Raw genomic sequence first — 21,798 nt, forward strand, 5'->3', positions numbered from 1 at the left:
ATGAATCCAAGACGTAAACAACGATTAACCTGGGTGCTGATTTTAGTGTTCGGGGTGTCTATAGCGACAGGGCTGATGCTATACGCGCTAAGCCAAAGTATTGACTTGTTTTATACACCGAGTGAAATCGTCGAAGGTGCCGATGACGGCAAACAAAAACCGCAAGTCGGGCAACGCATGCGAGTGGGCGGAATGGTCGTTGAAGGCTCGGTTGAGCGCGATCCGAAAACCCTGGAAGTGTCGTTTAATATTACGGATACAGGCCCCGAAATTACGGTGCTGTATCAAGGTATTCTTCCAGACTTATTCCGCGAAGGGCAGGGTATTGTCGCGCAAGGCGAGCTCGTTGAACCGACGGTTTTAAAAGCCTCGGAAGTATTAGCAAAGCACGACGAAGAGTATATGCCACCAGAGCTGGCTGAAAAAATGAAAGGCATTAAGCACGTAAACCCAAATAAACCTTACGAGGATGGTGAGCAATGATAGCGGAAGCAGGCCATCTCGCGATTGCTATCGCGCTGGCATTCTCTTGTTTGCTGGCGTTTTACCCGCTTTGGGGGGCAATAAAAGGCCACGGTGGCATGATGTCACTGGCAAGACCTTTTGCTCTGGGCCAATTTTTCTTTACCGCTGTGGCGTTTGGCTTATTAGTGTGGGGTTTTGTCAGCAATGACTTCAGTATTGCTTATGTGGCAGCTAATTCTAACTCAGACTTGCCGGTTGCTTATCGGGTAACGGCGGTATGGGGCTCACACGAGGGCTCATTTCTCCTCTGGATGCTGATGCAGGCCGGCTGGATTGCGGCGGTAGCACTGTTTTCACGTTCTATGCCTTTGCCAATGGTGGCGCGGGTGTTAGCGATTCTTGGTTTAATCAGCATTGGCTTCTACTTGTTTATGTTGGCGGTGTCGAACCCGTTTGATCGCGCCTTACCGTTGATTCCCGTGGACGGGCGTGACTTAAACCCATTGTTACAAGACCCGGGCATGATCATTCATCCTCCGTTACTGTATATGGGGTATGTCGGTTTCTCGGTGGCCTTTGCGTTTGCCATTGCGGCGCTTATATCGGGTAAGCTTGATGCGGCCTGGGCGCGTTGGTCACGCCCTTGGACATTAGCGGCATGGATATTCCTGACGCTGGGAATTGCTATTGGCAGCTGGTGGGCTTACTACGAACTTGGCTGGGGCGGCTGGTGGTTCTGGGACCCTGTTGAAAACGCCAGTTTTATGCCCTGGCTGGTTGGAACCGCTTTGTTGCATTCGTTAGCGGTTACCGAAAAGCGAGGCAGCTTTAAGTCTTGGACGGTATTACTGGCAATAGCGGCCTTTAGTTTGAGCCTATTGGGAACTTTCCTGGTTCGCTCCGGCGTTTTGGTCTCAGTACACGCTTTTGCATCTGATCCAACCCGTGGCTTGTTTATTCTGGTGCTATTAGCCTTGGTTATTGGCGGCTCTTTAATTTTATACGGCATGCGAGCGGGACAAATGCAAAGCTACAGCCGATATGAATTATTTTCCCGCGAAGTCATGCTGCTGGGGAACAACGTATTATTGATGGCGGCAATGGCAGTCGTCTTTCTGGGGACTATGCTGCCTTTGATTCATAAAGAAATTGGTTTGGGTAGCATTTCAGTTGGTGAACCGTTTTTCAATGGTGTCTACAGCTGGCTTGTCATTCCATTTGCTCTGATGGTAGGGCTGGGGCCTCTGTTGCGCTGGCGTCGACAGGCACTTAAGCCGCTATTAAAACCGATTGCGTTGGCGCTTAGTCTTGCCATTGTCCTTGCTTACGCACTCCCGAAAATATGGGCCGATGAGCTACCGGCCATGGTCGTTATTGGACTATTTCTAGCATTCTGGGTCGGCCTTGCCACGTTGACCGAGGTACAGCAAACGGTCAAGCAACGTAAGCAGGGTCTGTACGGCATAACTCGGTTATCGGGGAGTCATTGGGGCATGGTACTGGGTCACATTGGTTTCGCCGTGACTTTAATTGGTATTACGTTAGTGTCGCATTATGAACAAGAGCGTGACATTGCTCTGGCACCGGGAGAGTCGGTTGAAATTATCGGCTACAACGTCAGCTTTGATTCCTTAGACCACCGGGAGGGGCCGAACTACGACGCTGACTCCGGAGAGTTTACGGTGACTAAAAATGGTAATCTTGTCACCGAAGTCACCAGTGAAAAGCGTTTTTACCGCGTTCAGCGAACCAGTATGACAGAGGTGGGGCTCGATGCCAGCCTGTTAAGAGATATCTACATTGCTATGGGTGAGCCGCTAGAAGATGGCGCATGGGCGATACGCTTTTATGTTAAACCATTTGTTCGCTGGATATGGCTTGGTGCGATTATTATGGCAATAGGCGGTGTCTTTGCTATGGCGGATAAACGCTATCGTAAGCGCAAAAACGGAGGGGCAAATGAATAAGAACCTTCGCTGGATAGTTTTATTTGCACCGCTCGTTTTATTTATCGCATTAGCGGCCTTTTTACTAAAAGGGCTGGGCAGTGATCCGACTAAGCTCGATTCAGCTTTAATTAATGAACCGGTGCCGGCGTTTAAGACAGTTGATCTTTATGACACCAGCATTGCTTATGATGAGTCAGTGTTAAAAGGTGAACCCATGTTGTTGAATGTATGGGCAACCTGGTGTCCGACGTGTCGTGCAGAGCATGAGTTTTTGAATCAGCTGGCGTCAGAAGGCATACCCATTGTCGGCTTAAACTATAAAGACGACTCGCGTGAGAAAGCGGTGAACTGGCTGAACACCTTAGGCGACCCGTACACCATTAATTTGTTTGACCCAGAAGGGAATGTGGCTTTTGAGTTTGGTGTTTATGGCGCTCCCGAAACCTACTTTATTGATGAAGAGGGCGTTATTCGGTATCGCCATGTTGGCGATGTGAATGCGCGTAACTGGCAGAGCACATTGAAGCCCATTTATGAACAGCTGAAGCGGGAGGCGCAATGAGTCGACTACTCCTTTTGGCTACTCTGCTAAGCGTCCTTGTTTTTAGTGCAACAGCGCAAGATACTCTAACGCGCTCGTTTGACAGCGAGCAACAGCGGGAAACCTACCAACAGTTAATTAAGGAGTTGCGCTGTCCGAAGTGTCAGAACCAAAACATTGCTGACTCTAATGCGCCGCTGGCTGAAGACATGCGGGATAAAAGTTATGAAATGCTGAAGGCAGGTAAGTCCAAGCAGGAAATTATCGACTTTATGGTCGAGCGTTACGGTAACTTTGTGCATTATGAGCCCCCCTTTACGGCCGCGACAGCTGTGCTTTGGTTTGGGCCTTTGGTTATTGTAATTATCGGTATTGGCGTTGCGGTTGTGTTGACTCGCCAGAAAAAAGAGCAAGCCGCTCTGACCCCAGAAGAACGTGCTCAATTAGAACGGTTAAGGAATAACGACAATGACTAGTTTAATCATCGTAATGTTGTTGATGCTGTTAGTTGCTGTCGTTTTTGTTTTATTGGCGACAGGGAAGCAGCGTCGTATTCAAAAAAGACAGGATGAGAACAGGCGCTGGTACGAGCAACGTTTAGCTGAGCTTGAAGAAGAGCGTTCTTTGCACGGCTTATCTGACGAAGAGTTCGACTATTCCAAACAGGAACTCGATAAAACCTTTGTGAATGACAGTAAAGACATTGAAGAAAGTGTCGACTGGCGTCCCGCGCCGGTTGTTTTGCCCGCTGCCATTGTCGTTTTTATATCGGTTGTTTTGTATTGGAGTTTTGGTAGTTGGCAGTTACAGGAACAAGCGTCAGAAGCACGCGAGCGCTTGCCTGAACTGGGCAAAAAGCTTTTAAGTGAACAAGCTCAGGCAGCTGAGCCTGAAGAACTTAACCTGTTCGCGTTGGGTCTTCGTCAGAAGCTGATGAGCGATCCGGATGATGCTATTGCCTGGTGGATATATGCTGGTCTAATGGTGGATATTGGCGCTCCGGAAGAAGCGGACGAGGCGTTTCAAAAGTCATTGGATTTAGAGCCTGAACGACTCAACACGCTGGTGAGTTATAGTCGCTTCCTACTTATGTCTGGTTCAGCACAAAATAAAGCGAAAGCAGCTAACTTATTGGCACGCGCTTTAAAGTTGAATCCCGCGAATATAGAAGCATTGTCGCTACTGGGTTTCGTGGCGTATGAACAACAGGATTGGGAGCAGGCGATTCAAGCCTGGGAACTGCTGCAGGAACAATTATCGCCCGGCTCAGAGCGTTACGTGGCTGTTCAGAATGCGTTAGCAGACGCGAAGCAACAGCAAGCCAGTGCAGGAATTACATTAACCGTTACGGTGAATATTGATTCTGCCGTTCGCGAGTTTCTCCCTGAAAACGCAACGCTGTTTGTCTATGTCACCGGGAACGACACGCCTATGCCGGCGGCAGTGGTTCGCGAGGCGGTCAAAGGCTTTCCTGTGACCTATACCTTATCAAACGACAACGCCATGTTACCGGACCATAAATTGTCTGACTTAGATGAATGGACAGTTCGTGCTCGTGTTTCACAAGATGAGAATATTGAAGCAGAGTCGGGTGATCTGGAAGCGTCGACAGTGACTATTAAAGCTAAGGCGAATCAAACAGCGACAGTGACTTTATCAACACGGATTCAAGAATGAAAAAATACGGATTGTTACTTTTCTCAGTATTGTTAGTTGGGTGCTCTTCCACTCCGGAAGATCCTTATGCCGACCCTCGTGACCCATTTGAGGATTTTAACCGCGGCATGTGGGAGTTTAACCGCGATGTTGACGAAGTGGTTATTCAACCGGCAGCAAATGTTTATGATGACGTACCTCAGCCTATCCGCACGTCACTGTATAACGCCGTTGAGAACTTAGAAGAGCCATCGTCTTTTGTGAATAACATCCTGCAGTGGAAACTGGGTGATGCGGGCATATCACTGGGGCGCTTTTTAATTAATTCTACAGTAGGGCTGGTCGGTCTGTTTGACGTGGCTACACCAATAGGTCTGGAGAAAAAAGAAGAGAGCTTTGGCCAGACGCTGGCCGTTTGGGGGGTGCCTGAAGGGCCTTACGTTATGCTGCCGTTACTGGGGCCGACCGTTATTGTTGATCGCGGTGGTGACTACGCTGACGGACAATATTTCCCATACCCGTCACTGACTTGGCCGGTCGATGTGCTTCGCTACACGGTGAAAGGTCTCGAAATGCGTATACGCTTACGTGACCAGGAACAGGTATTGGAGAACTCGCTCGACCCATATTCTTTCGTGAAAGACGTTTATTATCAACGTTGGCAAGATCAGGTCTACGATGGGAATCCCCCCTTACCGGAAGATGATTTCGGTGACTTCGAAGAATTTGATGATGAGTTCGACGGTGACTTTGAGGATTTTGACGACGAGTCACGTTGACGGATCTCTATTCCTGAACAATGCTTAAGACATGGTGAGCAAAGAGAATTGAGCCATGCCGAAAGCGCACGTTGCGGTTATTGAAGACGACTTAGTATTCCAGTCCATGCTGAAAGAGTATCTCTGCCAGCATGGTTATGACGTGTGCTGCGCTGATGCTGGACGACAAGGGGTTGAACTTTGCGAGCAACAGTGCCCTGATGTTGTACTTTGTGACCTAAACTTACCGGACATTAATGGTCTGGAAGTCATAGAAAGACTTCTAAAAGTTTGTGCCCACTTGCCTATTATAGTTATCTCCGCATCAGAGAAAATGTCAGACATTCGTGAAGCAGTGCGCCTTGGTGCCTGGGATTATCTCGTTAAACCTCTACAAAGTCTTGATGTGTTGGACAGTGCCATCGGACATTGTCTGGAGCGACATGAACTCGAAACTTCCTATTTGCACGACATTTGGGAGCTTGATGCGCACATTGATGTCATTTATCAGGACGACATGATAGCCGGGAAGCTAACCGAAGAGTTACTGCCTAAAAGCCCGTTGAGAGTTGGTGCGTATAACTTTGAGTGTGCAACTCATCCGGCAGACACAACACCTGCCTGGGTCGATTATCGGTCTTTAGGAAATGGCAAAGCGCTGGTGGTTATGGCGGCGGCGCAAAATGCAACCGAGCAAAACCTGGTACCGCTGTTGGTACTGAAAACTTTGGTAGACCCGGTCATACGGCAGTACTTATCAGGTATGGACAATACTTTGGTGCAGCCGGGAATGCTGTTAGAGCACCTGAATATTGAACTCTGCCACTCTCAGGTAAGAACCGCTTTCGATATCATGGTAGGTGTACTTGATACAGAAACCGGTCATTGGCAATGGGCGCAGGCTGGCGACAAATTAGAGCCATCGCCCAGTGCCAAGCCAGACTTAGCCTTGGGTATTTGGAAGCACGCAAATTATCGCACGCATCATTTAGAGTCGCTGCATCGCTTGCATTGCCGCTGCTATGGCAAAGAGCTTATTGTGAGCGCTGAGCCTCAAACTGCTTAACAGCTTTATCAATATAAGGCATCGACATATTGATATTAATGGGCTGTGTGAATAATGGGTAACCGATACCGGCCACCAATAGCGCTAACAACTTCCACCATCCTTCAACTTCTACAACTAAAAAAAAGATGACACAGATAGGCACCAGTTTCGCTAAATTGCAAATTAAGCGGCGTGGAACTGGCATTTTCTCCTGAGCGATTGATAGAATCATTGCACGCTCAGTGAAACTGTATGCCTTAAGTTGTGGGATACTGCGAGAAGAAAAATATAACGCCATAATTTGTTTCATTGAATTTTACTGAATGGCTTGCATTATAACATGCTTAACGGTTATAAACTTGCCCTCTTTTTCGAATGAATTAATTGTAAGGACAGCTGCTATGGTCAGAAAAGTTGTAATACCGGTCGCCGGTCTCGGAACCCGGATGTTACCGGCAACCAAAGCCATTCCAAAGGAAATGTTACCACTGGTCGACAGACCCCTTATTCAATATATTGTCGAAGAGTGTGCGGCAGCAGGCCTTACCGATGTGATTTTGGTCACACATTCGAGTAAGAACTCGATTGAGAACCATTTTGATACCAGTTTTGAGCTGGAAACCACGCTTGAACAGCGCGTTAAACGACAATTATTAGCCGAAGTGCAGGCGATTTGTCCGAAAAACACCACCATTATGCATGTGCGCCAGGGCCAGGCAAAAGGTTTAGGTCATGCCGTGTTATGTGCACAGCCACTCGTTGGCAACGAGCCATTCGCCGTAGTATTGCCAGATGTATTAGTGGACGAAGCCAGCTGCAGTTTAAACCGCGATAACTTAGCGGAAATGGTGAAAAACTTTGATGAAACCGGTCACTCGCAGGTGATGGTTGAGAAAGTACCTCACGAAGACGTCAGCAAATATGGTATTGCGGACATTGGTGGCGAGGAATTAAAGCCGGGTGAGCAAGCGCCCATTACTCAACTGGTTGAAAAGCCGTCTAAAGAAGAAGCGCCATCGGATCTTGCCGTAGTGGGCCGTTATGTATTCTCTGCAGACTTATGGCCTCTATTGGAGAAAACGCCAGTGGGTGCAGGTAATGAAATACAGCTAACGGACGCAATGGCAATGTTGCTTGAAAAGCAGTCGGTGAATGCTTATTACATGAAAGGCAAAAGCCATGACTGTGGTAATAAACTTGGTTATGCGCAAGCCTTCATTGAGCATGCCATGCGCCACCCGGAGTTGGGCAGCGACATGAAACAATACATTAAGTCGCTAAAAGGCGCTTAAATGGCAGTAAAACGCTAAGCACGGGCCGTTAATACGGCCCGAATAGGCGCTTTATAACCTTCCACGGTTAAGTCTGGGTTCTCCGCATCTAAAAAGTCTGCTAACGACTCACCGGTCATCCACTCCGTACGACGTTGTTCTTCAAGTGACGTTGTGTTGTGGTCAACAATGGAAATACCTTTAAAGCCCAACCGCTCAAGCCAAACCGCCAAGGCTTTTGCACTGGGTAAAAACCAAACGTTGCGCATTTGTGCATATCGTTCGCCGGGTAACATCACGGTGGTTTCGTCGCCCTCGACAACTATGGTTTCTAACACGAGCTGACCACCGGGTTTTAGCAACGATTTAAGCTCTTGCAAAAAGGCCAATGGCGAGCGGCGATGATACAAAACGCCCATGCTGAATACCGTATCGAAGCTTTTAAGCTCTGGCATATGTTCAATCCCGACTGGGAAAAAATGCGCTTTTTTCTGGTATTTTGCCGGCATCATGTTACGAATCGCCTGAAACTGCATTAAAAACAACTCGCCCGGGTCAATTCCCCAAACTTGCTCAGCACCCGCCTCCAACATACGCCATAGGTGGTAGCCACTGCCGCAGCCAACATCTAACACTTGCTTACCGCTTAAGTCATCGATATGCGGTTGTACCCGCTGCCATTTCCAGTCCGAACGCCACTCGGTATCAATGAAGACACCAAACAGATCAAAAGGGCCTTTGCGCCAGGGCTGCAATTGCTGCAATAGCCCTGTTATGCGGGCTCGATCGGAATCTGAGGCTTCTTCCGGAGATCCAACCGTTACTGTGTCGCTTAAGTGCCCCTTTTCCGTGTTGAGCCGGGGCAGCTGTTCAACCACGCGTTGCCAGCGTTTTAAATTGCCGTGGGGGTTATTATTAAAGGCGGTTAGCTGCGGTGCCAGTGTATCCAGCCACTGCTTGTGAGGGCTACTGATAAGCGCTTTTAGATCGTTGCTAAAGTCAATCATTGGTTATTGGTAATCCTTTATTTAACCGCTAGCATGGCCGCGAAGTTGAAACATTGAAACCATACCGTGTGATGTTCAAAGCCGACCTTTTGAAAACGCTGCTCATGCGCTTCCAGAGTATCAACTTTCATGACATTTTCGATAGCCGCTCGCTTTTGGCTAATTTCCAGCTCGCTGTAACCATTGGCTCGCTTAAAGTCGTGGTGCAAATCAATCAGCACATCGTTCATGGTGTCGTCGGTATGGCGGAACTTCTCCGCGATGAGCAAAACACCACCGTCAGTCATGCCATCATAAATGTGTTGTATCATGGTCTCGCGTTTTTCTGGTGGGACAAACTGCAAGGTAAAGTTCAACACCACTACCGATGCGTTTTCAATGCGCGTTTCGTTAATGTCTTCGCAGCGCAGCTCAACGGGAACCTGACTTTTAAAGCCACCTAAATGCAAACCGGCGCGCTCAATCATTGGTTCGGAATTATCAACCGCAATCATGTTACAGTTGTCCAGGTGTTCACAGCCCTTTCGCATAGCCAGTGTGGCTGCACCCAGTGAACAGCCCAAGTCGTACAGATGGGTATTGTTTTTCGCGTAACGGCGAACCAACTGCGGCAAGGTCTGTAAAATACTTGAATAGCCGGGAACTGACCGATTAATCATATCGGGAAACACTTCAACAACCTGCTGGTCAAAGCAAAAGTCAGACACACTCGGCAGAGGTTTAGAAAAAATAGTGTCGTGTTGGCTCATAGGGCAACTTGATAAATAAAGTAAACATATCGTGTATTTTACCGATAATTAGAGCTGACGGACAGCCGCGTTTTGATTAATATATCGCCGTCTTAGTTGGAGGAAACTGTTGTTGACCCGTATTTGGCATAAAACACTGTATTTTTGTTCCGTGATGAGCCTGGCTATGTCGCTTGGGACACTAATGCCTGCGCCCACCTATGCCTATGCGCCTGATACGTGGTTAGAGCAACACCCAACCATTCGGGTTGGTGTACCAAACCAGTTGCAACCGCTTATTTATCAAACCGAAAATGGTGCCGCCGGGCTCGACGTTGACTTACTGAAGCAATTTACCGCATCAATGAATGTTGAATTGGTTTGGACAGCGTGTGGACAGTGGCAGGAATGCTTAGAGGCTATAGCCAATAAAGATATTGATGTGCTGACCAGCGTTTCCTATTCTGTTGAGCGTAACCAAAGCATGGATTTCACCCAAAGTTACTGGTCGATGCCCTGGGCAGTGCTGACGCTGGATTCAGATATGCGTTCGGGTAGTAGCGTGAGAATGGGCGCATTACACGGTCAGCGGGTTGCCGTTGTTAAAGGATACAGCATTGAGTCCCAGCTGGTTGATACGGGACGAATCGAAGTGGTCAGTGTGTCCGATATTGATGAAGGTATTGACCGATTGCGTAACCGTATGGTGGATTCTTATGTCGATAGCTTACCTATTTTAGTTGATGAACTTCAGGAATATCCATTACCTGGGTCGAAGCTGTCGGTGCTGGATTCGACTCAGGGGAACGCCTTATATCTTGCGGTGCGTGATGACTGGCAGCCGCTGGTGACTTTACTAAACCGAGGTATTAATTCGCTAACTCCACAGCAGCGTGATGCCTTAAAGCGCAAATGGTATGGGTACGAATTAGAACAGGGTTGGAGTGACGAAGAGTTGCTTGAGTTGGGAATGAAAATAGGCTCTGTTGTACTCTTGGTTATTCTTAGCTTTGGTATATGGAACAGTCGTCTTCGTAAAGAAATAAAAGCCCGTAAAGCAGCTGAGCGTCGTATTCGTCATATTGCCACCCATGACGAGCTGACGGGGTTGCCGAATAGGAATTTAATGCAGGATCGCCTCGAGCAGTCGCTACGTCAGAGCGAAAGAACACAAAAGCCATTTGCGGTGCTGTTTTTAGACCTTGACGGCTTTAAGCTAATTAATGACGATTTTGGCCACAATTATGGCGACGAGTTACTCATACAGGCGGCTCAACGTATGAAAAACCTACTGCGTCGCTCCGATACTGTTTGCCGCCACGGTGGCGATGAGTTCGTGGTTATTTTGCCGACAGCCATTGCTGTCGGTTCGGCTCTTGCCGTTGCTCGCAAGTTAGTTGTGCAGTTGGCCAAGCCTTACAAAGTAAAAAAGCAGCAGCTGGAAGTCAGTGTGTCTATTGGTGTCGCAATGTACCCCACCCATGGCAACGATGTAGACACGTTGCTGCGTTCCGCCGATAAAGCCATGTATGCCGCCAAAGCCGCTGGCAAAAATGATGTGCGTTTAGCCAGCACCGATGGATGACATTCAGCCCTAGTTAGCTATAATGTAGCGCTTCACTTTTAACGAATTCGTCGGTAGTAGGAAAAGTACATGCGCACGCATTATTGTGGACAAGTAAACGCAGAACTCGCAGAGCAACAAGTTACTTTATGTGGCTGGGTCAATAAACGCCGTGATTTAGGTGGCTTAATCTTCATTGACTTACGTGACAGAGAAGGCTTAATTCAGGTCGTTTTCGACCCGGATCAACAAGCACTGTTTGAGCAAGCTGAAAAGTTACGCCAAGAGTTTTGTGTGCAAATTACCGGCACAGTAAATCGTCGCCCTGAAAGCCAGGTAAATGCCAACATGAAAACCGGCGAAGTTGAACTGTTGGCCTCTGAGCTCAATATTTTAAGTCGCTCTGAGCCGTTACCTATCGACTTTAACAGCCAGGTGAGTGAAGAAGCCCGCCTGCGCTATCGTTACTTGGACTTACGTCGTCCGCAGATGAACGAAAAACTTCAGTTTCGTGCAAAAGTTACTAGCGCCGTCAGACGTTTTCTGGACGACAACGGTTTCTTAGATATTGAAACGCCAATGCTGACGCGTGCGACACCTGAAGGCGCGCGCGACTACTTAGTACCAAGCCGCACACATAAAGGGCGCTTCTTCGCGTTGCCACAAAGTCCACAGCTATTTAAACAGCTACTGATGATGTCAGGCTTTGATCGCTATTACCAAATCGTAAAGTGTTTCCGCGACGAAGATCTGCGCGCCGACCGCCAACCTGAGTTTACTCAAATCGATATCGAAACCTCGTTCATGACCGCTGAGCAAGTCATGGAAGTCACCGAAAAAATGACCCGAGAGTTATTCGATAGTTTGCTGGGTATTGATTTGGGTGACTTCCCAAGCATGACGTGGCATGAAGCAATGAAGCGTTACGGCTCAGATAAGCCAGATTTACGTAACCCGCTTGAGCTGGTTGACGTTGCTGACTTATTGAAAGACGTAGAGTTTAAAGTGTTCTCCGGTCCGGCGAACGACGAAAAAGGACGCGTTGCTGTTATTCGCCTGCCGGGTCAGGCGGAAAATGTGTCGCGTAAGATGATTGATGAATACACCAACTTCGTGGGTATTTACGGCGCGAAAGGCCTTGCGTGGATAAAAGTCAATGACTTGTCTCAAGGTCGTGAGGGCTTGCAATCACCCATTCTTAAGTTCCTTCCGGACGATGCGTTAAACGCAATTCTTGAGCGGACAGAAGCTGAAACGGGTGACATTCTGTTCTTTGGCTCAGACAAAGCCAATACGGTTGCCGAAGCAATGGGCGCGTTGCGTTTGAAGCTGGGTGAGGAATTTGGTTTGGTCAGTGACCAGTGGAAACCATTATGGGTTGTCGACTTCCCAATGTTCGAAGAAGACGACGATGGCTCGTTGGCGGCTTTGCACCATCCGTTTACAGCCCCAGTTAATGTAACACCGGATGAACTTCGTGCGAACCCGGCAAAGGCACTGTCTAACGCTTATGATATGGTTCTAAACGGTGTTGAAGTGGGCGGCGGTTCAACACGTATTTTCGACAACGAAATGCAGCAGGCGGTATTCGAAGTTCTGGGCATTGGCAAAGAAGAAGCACAAGAGAAGTTTGGTTTCTTGCTTGAGGCGCTTAAGTACGGTACCCCTCCGCACGCAGGTCTGGCTTTCGGGTTGGACCGGCTGGTGATGCTGATGGTGGGAGCAAGCTCAATTCGTGATGTGATTGCATTCCCGAAAACCACCACCGCAGCTTGTGTACTGACGGATGCCCCTGGGTTAGCGAACCCGGAAGCGCTGAATGAACTTGGCGTGAAGAGCACCGTCGAAGACAAAGAGTAAACACATTCAACGATTAAACTTTGTGGGGTGAAACATGGCAGGTCACTCGAAGTGGTCGAACATAAAACACCGAAAGGCCGCGCAGGATGCTAAGCGTGGCAAAATTTTCACAAAATTGATTCGCGAAATTAATGTCGCCGCCCGTGAAGGCGGCGGCGATCCTGAAACCAATCCGCGTTTGCGGGCCGCTATTGATAAAGCGCTATCGAATAATATGAAGCGCGACACCATTGATACAGCTATCAAACGTGGTACCGGCGAAATGGAAGGTGACAACGTTGAGGAGCTGACCTACGAAGGTTATGGCCCTAACGGCGTTGCCATTTTACTGGAATGCATGACAGACAACAAAAACCGTACGGTTTCTGAAGTACGCTATGCGTTTAGCAAACACGGTGGTAACTTGGGCACCGACGGCTCGGTGGCTTACCTGTTTAACAAAATGGGCGTTATTAGCTACGGTACCGATGTGACCGAAGAGGATGTGATGGAGGCAGCATTGGAAGCCGGAGCAGAAGACATCGTAAAATATCCGGGCAGCGGCCTCGATGTTATGACGTCACCGGAGAACTTTGGTCCCGTTAAAGACGCGCTAGACGCTAGAGGGCTGGAAGCGTCCAACGCGGAGGTCACACAGGTACCCGACACCAAAGTCGATTTGGACGAAGACAGTGCACGTTCGTTTTTAAAGCTGTTGGATGCGCTGGAAGACTTAGACGACGTTCAAAACGCTTACCATAACGCTGATATTTCTGATGATGTATTGGCTAAGTTGGACAATTAAGGACTCATGAGCGTCATATTAGGTATTGACCCAGGCTCACGGTTAACTGGATATGGCGTTATTCAAAAGCATGGTCGTAAATTTCATTATTTAGGCAGTGGTTGTATTCGTGCGACAGGCTCGCCGACAAAGCCGCTGTCGCTTGCCGATAAGTTACGCTTGATTCATGACAGTGTTAGTGAATTAATCACTCAGTTTAGTCCCACCGAATTTGCTATTGAACAAGTGTTTATGGCGAAAAATCCTGATTCAGCACTGAAGTTGGGGCAGGCGCGAGGCGCTGCAATAGTAGCGGCCGCAAGGGCAGGACTGCCGGTGGCGGAGTACTCAGCGCGACAAATAAAACAAGCCGTTGTCGGTAATGGTGGCGCAGAAAAAGAACAAGTACAGCACATGGTGGTTGCGCTACTCAACTTACAGAAAACACCCCAGGCGGACGCTGCAGACGCGCTCGCCGTTGCACTATGTCATGCGCAAAGCGCAGGAAGTTTGCTGAAAATGTCAGGGGCAGCGAAGAAAACCGTTCGTGGTCGGCTACGTTAATTTTATAGGGAGAGGACTCTTGTGATAGGACAAATTCGAGGTACGCTGCTAGCCAAACAACCACCAGAAGTTTTGGTTGATGTGAATGGCGTCGGCTATGAAGTCCAGTTACCCATGACCTGTTTTTACGACCTGCCAGCCACAGGCGAACCGGTGACACTGGTGACGCATTTTGTGGTTCGGGAAGACGCTCAACTACTGTATGGCTTTAACTCGAACTCAGAGCGCTCCTTATTTCGGCTGTTGATAAAAACGCAAGGCGTGGGGCCAAAGTTGGCGCTTGGCATTTTATCGGGGATGTCCGCTGACGAGTTTGTATTTGCAGTGAAGCAGAATGACGTCAGCCGGTTGGTGAAACTGCCGGGCGTTGGCAAAAAAACCGCCGAGCGGTTAGTGATTGAAATGCGTGACCGACTGAAAGACTGGGCTTCTGCAACACCCGCTACGGATGCGATGCCGGTTGATAATAAGGGCGTTGACGCTCGTATTCATCCGGCTGATACCAGAGCCGATGCGGTGAGTGCCTTAGTGGCTCTTGGTTATAAAGAAAATCAAGCTGAAAAAGCCATTCAGAAAGTGTACTCTGCTGAACATAGCAGTGAAGTTCTGATACGACTGGCATTAAAAGAGCTGTCTTAAGGTAAAGCGATGATAGAAGCCGACCACATTCCAACTGACCGAATTGTTGAAGCCGATGTACAGGGTGACGATGAAGCCATTGATCGTGCTATTCGCCCGAAAAAGCTGGATGAATATACGGGTCAAAAACACGTCGTTGAACAAATGGCGATTTTTATTGAGGCTGCTCGGAAAAGGCAGGAAGCGCTTGACCATTTATTAATTTTTGGTCCACCGGGACTGGGGAAAACTACGCTGGCAAACATTGTTGCTAATGAACTGGACGTTAATATTAAAACAACTTCAGGACCTGTTCTGGAAAAGGCTGGCGATTTAGCGGCATTGTTGACGAACTTAGACGAGCACGATGTTCTTTTTATTGATGAAATTCATCGGTTAAGCCCCGTTGTTGAAGAAATTTTGTATCCGGCAATGGAAGATTACCAGCTGGATATAATGATTGGCGAGGGGCCAGCAGCCCGGTCAATTAAGCTCGACTTACCGCCTTTTACGTTGGTGGGGGCCACCACTCGAGCTGGTGCTTTGACATCACCACTGCGCGATCGCTTTGGTATTGTGCAGCGGCTTGAGTTTTATGACGTAGAAGAATTAACCGATATTGTGTCGCGTTCAGCCCATTTTATGAACGTGACAATGAAAGAGGGCGGCGCTAAAGAAATTGCACGACGTTCGCGAGGAACACCAAGAATTGCTAATCGCCTGTTACGTCGGGTGCGCGACTACGCCGAAGTTAAAGGTAATGGTGAAATTGACCAGGAAACCGCAAACGCAGCACTCACGATGGTCGATGTTGATCACGCTGGCTTTGATTACATGGATCGCAAACTTTTATTAGCCATTATGGAAAAATTTATGGGTGGTCCTGTCGGGCTTGATAATCTTGCGGCGGCAATTGGTGAAGAAAAAGATACCATTGAAGATGTGCTGGAACCTTACCTTATTCAACAGGGGTTTTTACAAAGAACGCCGCGAGGCCGCCTGGCAACGCCAAGAGCTTACCAGCACTTCGGATTGAAACCTGATAAATAGGTAAAAAAAAGCCCGCACAAAAGTACGGGCAAATAGAACAACAAGAAGGAAGTTAAATCCAGGGAACAATCTAAGAAGAAGTGACAACCAATCTCTTCGTCTGTGATATGTGGCGTATTATAAGTATTATAGGCGCTTGATCAAACAAGAAAAATTGCTTTCTCGCATTAGAAAAACTAATTCGCAGTAAGGTGAAGCTGCTCAAAAAAAGCGCAACATAATTATAACAAAATTAAAAATAGCATATAAAACAGTGGTTTTTTGTTTTTATGTTTCAGTTCTGTCATAAAAAAAAGTCTGTTGATAATTTAACCAGCGACACTTTTGGCGCTTTCTTTACAAATTATTACATTACCGTAACTTTTCAGAACTTTACCCGAGGTGATAATGTCTCAGTATCAGTTTGAATGGCCTATTCGTGTGTACTATGAGGACACCGATGCAGGTGGTATTGTTTATTATGCCAATTATCTCAAATTCCTTGAGCGGGCCAGAACAGAATGGTTACGCTCTTTAGGGATTGAACAGGACACTTGGTTAGCTCACAATATAGCCTTTGTGGTGCGTAAGGTTGAGCTTGATTTAAAAAAAGCAGCTCGATTCAACGAAGAGCTAACAGTAACTGTTGACGTTATAAAAAAGAAAAAAGCGTCGTTAATGTTTAAACAAAATGTTTTGGGAAAAGATGGCAGTGTTCATTGCTCGGCGGTTGTAACTGCTGCGTGTGTTGATAACTCGGTAATGAAACCTGTAGCTATTCCGACATCTATTTTATCGCGTATTGAGACAGAGGTTTAGAGCGTGCAAGCAGAGCTATCTTTTATTGACTTATTTTTGCAAGCCAGCTTATTAGTGAAGCTGGTTATGGTTATCTTACTCGCCATGTCGGTTTGGGGCTGGGTATTGATATTTCAACGCCGAAAAGTGCTCAACCAGGCGCAAAAAGATGCGCTAAAATTTGAAGATCGCTTCTGGTCTGGGGTAGACCTTGCGCGCTTGTATCAAGAAATTTCTGCGCGTGCAAAAAACGCCCGGGGTATGGAGCTGATGTTTCATTCAGGCTTTAAAGAGTTTGCTCGTCTGCGAAATCAATCGGGCGGAAACAACCAATCCATGCTGGAAAGTGCCTTCCGCGCAATGCGCGTTGCGCATGCCAGAGAAATGGAAAAGCTCGACAGCCATTTAGGAACGCTGGCAACCATTGGATCTATCAGCCCTTATATCGGCTTGTTTGGTACAGTATGGGGTATTATGAATGCGTTTATCGCATTAGGTGCCGTGCAACAAGCAACGCTTGCTATGGTTGCGCCGGGTATCGCTGAAGCGCTTATAGCAACCGCTTTGGGCTTATTTGCGGCGATACCAGCGGTGATCGCATTTAACCGCTTTACGACGCGTGCGGAAAAAATAGATGGCCAGTACATGAACTTTATTGATGAGTTCACTTCTATACTGCAGCGTCAGGCATTGGCAAAGTCATCAAAAGAGAAAGTGGAAGGTGAGTCACTATGATGGTCATGCCGCGCAAACGGCGTAAGCCGGTTGCTGAGATAAACGTGGTGCCATACATTGATGTGATGCTCGTTCTTCTTATTATTTTTATGGTAACGGCACCGTTAATTACTCAAGGGGTAAAGGTCGATTTACCTAAAGCGACGGCAGAGCCACTGTCAGAGGACAGTAAACCGCCGTTGGTTGCCTCGGTAGATGCCGAAGGTCGTTATTATCTAAACCAAGGGGATAGCCAGGATACGCCAATGCGGGCCGACGAGCTTGCAACCTTGGTGGCTGCCCATTTACAGGTGGAGCCTGATACGCCGGTTATGGTGAATGGCGATGGTGCGGTATCTTATAATCAAATTGTACAACTCATGGTTCTGCTGCAGCGAGCAGGTGTGCCGTCAGTTGGTTTAATGACAGATTCGTCGGAAGAGTAGTTGTGGATAAATCGGAGAGCTTAACGTTACCGCTCATATACTCGATAGCAATACACGCTGTTATAGCCGGTGTGTTGCTCATTAGCTTTGAGTTTACCCCATCGACTCCGGAGGCGATGGAAGTTAACTTGAATCAAAGTGAGTTAGAGCCTTCGGAAGAAATTGTCAGTGCGGTTTCGGTAGATAAGTCAAAAGTTCAGGAACAAGTTGAGCGAATTCAACGTCAAAAGGCGGAAGCTGAGGCTGCTGAACAACGTCGAATTGAGCGTTTAGAACGTCGAGCTGAGGAAGCACGTAAAGCAAGAGAACGCGAAGAGCAGCGTCAAAAAGAAATAGAGCGGCAGCAGGAAATCGAACGTCAGGAAGCGGCACAAGCTCGCAAAGAAGCTGAACAAGCTAAGAAAGAAGCACAGCGCTTAGCGGAAGAGCGAGCAAAAGCAGAAGCGGCAGCTAAAGAGGCAGAGCGTCGAAGAAAAGAAGCGGAAGAAGCTGAACGAAGAGCGGCTGAAGAGCGTCGCAAACGCGAAGAAGCAGAGCGTCGTGCCGCTGAACGAGAAGCTCAGTTGAAAAAAGAAATGGAAGAAGAACGTGCGCGTCGTCAGGCGGCAAGACGTCAACAAGTGCTGAGTGAAATTGAAAAGTACCAAGCGCTTATAAGACAGACCATTCAGCGTAACTGGACCGTCGATGATTCCATGCAGGGTAAGTCATGCGAGTTAACTATTAGTGTTGCGCCGAGCGGGTTTGTTAAGTCGGTCGATACCGGAAGCGGTGATGCCAGTGTATGCCGCTCGGCTCGCAATGCGGTGCTGAAAGCAAATACGTTACCGGTGTCTGAAGACCCGGAAATTTATCAGCAGATGAGTACAATCAAACTGACTGTTAAGCCACAGTTGTAATTAGGGTGACCAATGAAAAAAATCGTATTTCAAGCCATAGCCTTACTGTTTGTAGTGATGAGTTCCGCCCGCGCCGGCGTGCTGGAAATTGTCATTACTGAAGGTATCGACACGGCGCGACCTATTGCTGTGGTTCCTTTTGAATGGAAAGGTGAGGGGCAACCGCCCGGTAACTTAACTGACGTTATTGCTGCTGACTTAAGACGCAGTGGTCGGTTTAACCCTATTCCCACAACGGCAATGCCTCAGCGTCCAACAAAAGACGGTGATATTGACTATTCGGCCTGGGCCAAAATGGGGGTTGAAGCCGTATTAGTTGGTTCGGTTGAACCGTATTCAGTTGACCGCTATATGGTTAAATTTGAACTGATTGATGTGTTACGCGGCCAAATTACGGGGGGTAATGCCCAAATGCTGCGTAATGGCGAACTGGTGCAAAGCAATGACCATGTGCTTGATTCTCGTTCAAGTGTTATTGATGGTGATCAATTTCGTAGCTATTCGCACCGAATTTCGGATGTTGTGTATGAAGCGCTGACTGGTGAAAAAGGCGCGTTTATGACAAAAATTGCCTACGTCACTGTTAACCATGATGACCGTTACCCTTATAAGTTGGCAGTTGCTGACTACGACGGTGCGAATGAAAAAATCTTATTGCGCAGCCCTGAGCCATTAATGTCCCCGTCATGGTCACCAGACGGTAACAAGCTGGTCTACGTGAGCTTTGAGAATAAAACGGCGGAGATATTCATGCAGGATATTTACACCACTCGCCGTGAAAAACTGACGTCATTTCCGGGGATCAATGGTAATCCTGTGTTCTCACCAGACGGCTCAAAATTGGCCATGGTATTGTCAAAGGACGGTAACCCGGAACTCTATGTTTTCGATATAAAAACGAAAAACTTGCAACGAGTTACGCGGAATCGTACGATTGATACAGAACCAAGTTGGACACCTGACGGAAAGTCGCTAGTATTTACGTCAGAGCGTGGCGGTAGACCGCAGCTTTACAATGTAGAGTTGTCGTCAGGTCAAGTTCGCCGACTGACGTTCGAAGGTGAGCAGAACTTAGGTGGTACGGTAGCTCCGTCTGGTAAAGACATGATTCTGGTAAACCGTACCAGAGGGAACTATCATATAGCTAAGCAAGAGTTCCCAAGAGGAACAATGCAGGTTTTAACAAAAACGTCTTTGGATGAGTCACCAAGTATCGCACCGAATGGTAGTATGGTGATATACAGTACAACGCACAATAACAAGCAAGTACTAGCATTGGTATCAACCGATGGACGTTTTAAAGCGCGGTTACCGGCGTCTGATGGGGAAGTTAAGTCTCCCTCTTGGTCGCCATTTATGTAAATAGCCTGAATGGTTGAATTGTTCGATTAAACGATAAGGACGAAAAGGATGCAGCTTAATAAACTTTTTAAAGCTCTGGCAATCGTTGTACCAATGGCAACTCTGGCCGCATGTAGCTCAAACCAGGAAACCGATTCAGGTATGGGCTCAGGTCAGGAAACGAATCAACAAGCAGAACAAGATTCTGGTGTTGAAGTTGGTGCGGCTGAGCGTCAAAAAACGCTTGAAGAACAACGTCAAGAGAAAATGGAAGCATTGCGCAAAGAACACATTGTTTACTTTGCTTTCGATAAGTCTAACGTACAATCTGAATACGCAGAGCTATTAGCTGCGCACGCAGATTACTTAGTTAAGAACCCGTCTGTGAAAGTGGTTATCGAAGGTCACGCTGATGAGCGTGGTACGCCTGAGTACAACATCGCACTTGGCGAGCGTCGTGCACAAGCGGTTGAAAGCTACTTGCACAACTTAGGAGTTCAGGACTCTCAAACTTCAACCGTATCTTACGGTGAAGAAAAGCCTTTAGTTGATGCGTCAACTGAAAGTGCATACGCGAAAAACCGTCGTGCGGTTTTAGTGTACTAATCCTAAATTAGACGGATAGTTCATGAAAAAAACGCTGTTAGCTGTCAGTTTGTTGGTGCCTGGGCTTGCTTTAGCCCAGGCGCCTGTTTCGGGTCTTTCTTCTTCAGGTGACGTTGAAAAGCGTCTGGATCAAATCGAGCGCATGCTTGAGGCTCGATCCAGTGCACAACTCAACATGATGGATCAGCTTAATTCCGTTCAACAAGATGTTGCAGAATTAAGAGGGATAACTGAAGAGCATGCCTATCAATTGGAACAACTTTTACAACGCCAGCGCGAGCTGTATCAGGAAATTGATCGTCGCTTTAATCAGTTAAAGGACAACAATAGCCAGAGTAATGATGCCGGCGCAGGTTATTCCAATATGCAGCAGGTACCGACGCAAGCTGATGGCAGCAGTTATTCAGCAAGCTTGAGCGAAAATGATGCTTACGACAAAGCCATTGCGTTGGTTTTGGAAGATAAGCGTTATGACGCTGCCATTCCTGCTTTCCAGTCCTTTTTGGAGAGCTTCCCTAACTCTACTTATGCGCCAAACGCCCATTACTGGCTTGGACAGCTTTTCTTTGCTCAGCAAGAATATGATAAAGCTGAACAACAGTTCATGACGGTAGTAAAAGACTACCCTGACAGTAATAAGCGTGGTGACTGTTTATTGAAGCTTGGTGCTATCGCAAATGACCAGGGTAACACCGCTGATGCAAAGCGTTATTACGAGCAAGTCATTAGTGAGTACCCGGATAGTACTGAAGCAAATTTAGCCAAGCAACGACTGAATTAACTAACACGAGCGCAACATGTGTTCGTGAATTAATCAGTCAGACAGTTTTTTTCAATTTTAAGTTGCATAAGCGCGTTATTTCAGTAAACTATGCCGCCGTTGCCAAGCAGAACTGGTAACGAATAATTAGCGTTGGGTTGTTAGCTCAGTTGGTAGAGCAGTTGACTTTTAATCAATTGGTCGCAGGTTCGAATCCTGCACAACCCACCACTCGCTAATGCTAAAAAAATCAGAATTATGGGTTGTTAGCTCAGTTGGTAGAGCAGTTGACTTTTAATCAATTGGTCGCAGGTTCGAATCCTGCACAACCCACCACCTCTTCTTTCTGATAACTTAACTACAACCCCCTCTTGAATTCGACTATACTAGCCGCCACGTTATAACGAACACTT

Annotated in this window: 24 protein-coding genes and 2 tRNA genes; 23 read left to right on the forward strand and 3 right to left on the reverse strand. The window is 47.5% G+C overall.

The genetic code is table 11. The features are described 5' to 3' along the window. The 7 genes from ccmE to EST55_RS00390 are packed head-to-tail and all read left to right on the forward strand — an operon-like array spanning window position 1 to window position 6,435. Window positions 1-483 carry a cytochrome c maturation protein CcmE gene (ccmE, locus tag EST55_RS00360; RefSeq protein ID WP_088768628.1) on the forward strand — a complete coding sequence of 161 codons (483 nt, stop codon included), beginning with the start codon at window positions 1-3 and terminating at the stop codon, window positions 481-483. Continuing rightward, window positions 480-2,432 (forward strand): heme lyase CcmF/NrfE family subunit, encoded by a 1,953-nt coding sequence (locus tag EST55_RS00365; RefSeq protein WP_129496119.1) that lies wholly within the window; start codon window positions 480-482, stop codon window positions 2,430-2,432. Before ccmE ends, EST55_RS00365 begins: the two co-directional genes overlap by 4 nt. After that, window positions 2,425-2,976, forward strand: coding sequence for a DsbE family thiol:disulfide interchange protein (locus tag EST55_RS00370; RefSeq protein WP_129496120.1), 552 nt, complete (start codon window positions 2,425-2,427; stop codon window positions 2,974-2,976). Before EST55_RS00365 ends, EST55_RS00370 begins: the two co-directional genes overlap by 8 nt. Then, window positions 2,973-3,431, forward strand: a complete 459-nt coding sequence (locus EST55_RS00375; protein WP_129496121.1) for a cytochrome c-type biogenesis protein — start codon at window positions 2,973-2,975, stop codon at window positions 3,429-3,431. Before EST55_RS00370 ends, EST55_RS00375 begins: the two co-directional genes overlap by 4 nt. Continuing rightward, window positions 3,424-4,632, forward strand: coding sequence for a c-type cytochrome biogenesis protein CcmI (ccmI, locus tag EST55_RS00380; RefSeq protein ID WP_129496122.1), 1,209 nt, complete (start codon window positions 3,424-3,426; stop codon window positions 4,630-4,632). Before EST55_RS00375 ends, ccmI begins: the two co-directional genes overlap by 8 nt. Next, complete coding sequence (locus tag EST55_RS00385; RefSeq protein ID WP_129496123.1) at window positions 4,629-5,390, forward strand: VacJ family lipoprotein; 762 nt, start codon at window positions 4,629-4,631, stop codon at window positions 5,388-5,390. The genes ccmI and EST55_RS00385 overlap by 4 nt, the downstream gene beginning before the upstream one ends. A gap of 55 nt (window positions 5,391-5,445) precedes the next feature. Next, the gene (locus tag EST55_RS00390; RefSeq protein WP_129496124.1) at window positions 5,446-6,435 is read left to right on the forward strand and encodes a response regulator; all 990 of its coding nucleotides are present in this window, start codon (window positions 5,446-5,448) and stop codon (window positions 6,433-6,435) included. Here the strand turns inward: EST55_RS00390 and EST55_RS00395 are convergent. Beyond that, window positions 6,404-6,715 carry a DUF6170 family protein gene (locus EST55_RS00395; RefSeq protein ID WP_100692249.1) on the reverse strand — a complete coding sequence of 104 codons (312 nt, stop codon included), beginning with the start codon at window positions 6,713-6,715 and terminating at the stop codon, window positions 6,404-6,406. The two genes, EST55_RS00390 and EST55_RS00395, sit on opposite strands and share 32 nt — an antisense overlap. A 103-nt stretch (window positions 6,716-6,818) precedes the next feature. Here EST55_RS00395 and galU point away from each other — a divergent pair, with 103 nt between their 5' ends. Beyond that, entirely contained in the window at window positions 6,819-7,709 is an 891-nt protein-coding gene (galU, locus tag EST55_RS00400) for a UTP--glucose-1-phosphate uridylyltransferase GalU (RefSeq protein ID WP_100690541.1), read from the forward strand. A gap of 14 nt (window positions 7,710-7,723) precedes the next feature. Here galU and cmoB read toward each other — a convergent pair whose 3' ends face one another. Together cmoB and cmoA are read right to left on the reverse strand one after the other, a co-directional pair. After that, window positions 7,724-8,695 (reverse strand): tRNA 5-methoxyuridine(34)/uridine 5-oxyacetic acid(34) synthase CmoB, encoded by a 972-nt coding sequence (cmoB, locus tag EST55_RS00405; RefSeq protein ID WP_129496125.1) that lies wholly within the window; start codon window positions 8,693-8,695, stop codon window positions 7,724-7,726. A 17-nt stretch (window positions 8,696-8,712) separates the two neighbouring features. Next, window positions 8,713-9,444, reverse strand: a complete 732-nt coding sequence (cmoA, locus tag EST55_RS00410) for a carboxy-S-adenosyl-L-methionine synthase CmoA (protein ID WP_129496126.1) — start codon at window positions 9,442-9,444, stop codon at window positions 8,713-8,715. 166 nt (window positions 9,445-9,610) lie between these two features. Here cmoA and EST55_RS00415 point away from each other — a divergent pair, with 166 nt between their 5' ends. From EST55_RS00415 to EST55_RS00485, 15 genes are all read left to right on the forward strand, one after another. After that, window positions 9,611-11,008 (forward strand): diguanylate cyclase, encoded by a 1,398-nt coding sequence (locus EST55_RS00415; protein ID WP_240665216.1) that lies wholly within the window; start codon window positions 9,611-9,613, stop codon window positions 11,006-11,008. Window positions 11,009-11,077: 69 nt separating this feature from the next. After that, window positions 11,078-12,847, forward strand: coding sequence for an aspartate--tRNA ligase (aspS, locus tag EST55_RS00420; protein WP_129496127.1), 1,770 nt, complete (start codon window positions 11,078-11,080; stop codon window positions 12,845-12,847). A 34-nt stretch (window positions 12,848-12,881) separates the two neighbouring features. Next, window positions 12,882-13,631: a YebC/PmpR family DNA-binding transcriptional regulator gene (locus EST55_RS00425; RefSeq protein WP_129496128.1), complete on the forward strand. Its 750-nt coding sequence runs from the start codon at window positions 12,882-12,884 to the stop codon at window positions 13,629-13,631. Window positions 13,632-13,637: 6 nt separating this feature from the next. After that, window positions 13,638-14,174 carry a crossover junction endodeoxyribonuclease RuvC gene (ruvC, locus tag EST55_RS00430; protein ID WP_100690536.1) on the forward strand — a complete coding sequence of 179 codons (537 nt, stop codon included), beginning with the start codon at window positions 13,638-13,640 and terminating at the stop codon, window positions 14,172-14,174. 21 nt (window positions 14,175-14,195) lie between these two features. Further along, window positions 14,196-14,813: a Holliday junction branch migration protein RuvA gene (ruvA, locus tag EST55_RS00435; RefSeq protein ID WP_129496129.1), complete on the forward strand. Its 618-nt coding sequence runs from the start codon at window positions 14,196-14,198 to the stop codon at window positions 14,811-14,813. A gap of 9 nt (window positions 14,814-14,822) precedes the next feature. Beyond that, window positions 14,823-15,842: a Holliday junction branch migration DNA helicase RuvB gene (ruvB, locus tag EST55_RS00440; RefSeq protein ID WP_100690534.1), complete on the forward strand. Its 1,020-nt coding sequence runs from the start codon at window positions 14,823-14,825 to the stop codon at window positions 15,840-15,842. A 387-nt stretch (window positions 15,843-16,229) separates the two neighbouring features. After that, entirely contained in the window at window positions 16,230-16,640 is a 411-nt protein-coding gene (gene ybgC / locus EST55_RS00445) for a tol-pal system-associated acyl-CoA thioesterase (protein ID WP_100690533.1), read from the forward strand. Between the two features lie 3 nt (window positions 16,641-16,643). After that, window positions 16,644-17,354: a protein TolQ gene (tolQ, locus tag EST55_RS00450; RefSeq protein WP_100690532.1), complete on the forward strand. Its 711-nt coding sequence runs from the start codon at window positions 16,644-16,646 to the stop codon at window positions 17,352-17,354. Beyond that, on the forward strand, window positions 17,351-17,779 hold the full coding sequence (gene tolR, locus EST55_RS00455) for a protein TolR (RefSeq protein ID WP_100690531.1): 429 nt from the start codon (window positions 17,351-17,353) through the stop codon (window positions 17,777-17,779). Before tolQ ends, tolR begins: the two co-directional genes overlap by 4 nt. A gap of 2 nt (window positions 17,780-17,781) precedes the next feature. Further along, a complete protein-coding gene (gene tolA, locus EST55_RS00460) occupies window positions 17,782-18,678 on the forward strand; it encodes a cell envelope integrity protein TolA (protein ID WP_232506947.1) in 897 nt (298 codons plus the stop codon). 12 nt (window positions 18,679-18,690) lie between these two features. Further along, complete coding sequence (tolB, locus tag EST55_RS00465; RefSeq protein ID WP_100690530.1) at window positions 18,691-20,040, forward strand: Tol-Pal system beta propeller repeat protein TolB; 1,350 nt, start codon at window positions 18,691-18,693, stop codon at window positions 20,038-20,040. A 48-nt stretch (window positions 20,041-20,088) separates the two neighbouring features. After that, window positions 20,089-20,625, forward strand: a complete 537-nt coding sequence (gene pal, locus EST55_RS00470; protein WP_088768609.1) for a peptidoglycan-associated lipoprotein Pal — start codon at window positions 20,089-20,091, stop codon at window positions 20,623-20,625. Window positions 20,626-20,647: 22 nt separating this feature from the next. Then, complete coding sequence (ybgF, locus tag EST55_RS00475) at window positions 20,648-21,406, forward strand: tol-pal system protein YbgF (protein WP_129496130.1); 759 nt, start codon at window positions 20,648-20,650, stop codon at window positions 21,404-21,406. A gap of 134 nt (window positions 21,407-21,540) precedes the next feature. After that, window positions 21,541-21,616, forward strand: a tRNA-Lys gene (locus tag EST55_RS00480). Between the two features lie 29 nt (window positions 21,617-21,645). After that, window positions 21,646-21,721: transfer RNA gene (locus EST55_RS00485), tRNA-Lys, on the forward strand. Window positions 21,722-21,798 lie beyond the last annotated feature (77 nt).

Source organism: Idiomarina sp. 29L, assembly GCF_004123135.1.
Classification (GTDB): Bacteria; Pseudomonadota; Gammaproteobacteria; order Enterobacterales; family Alteromonadaceae; genus Idiomarina.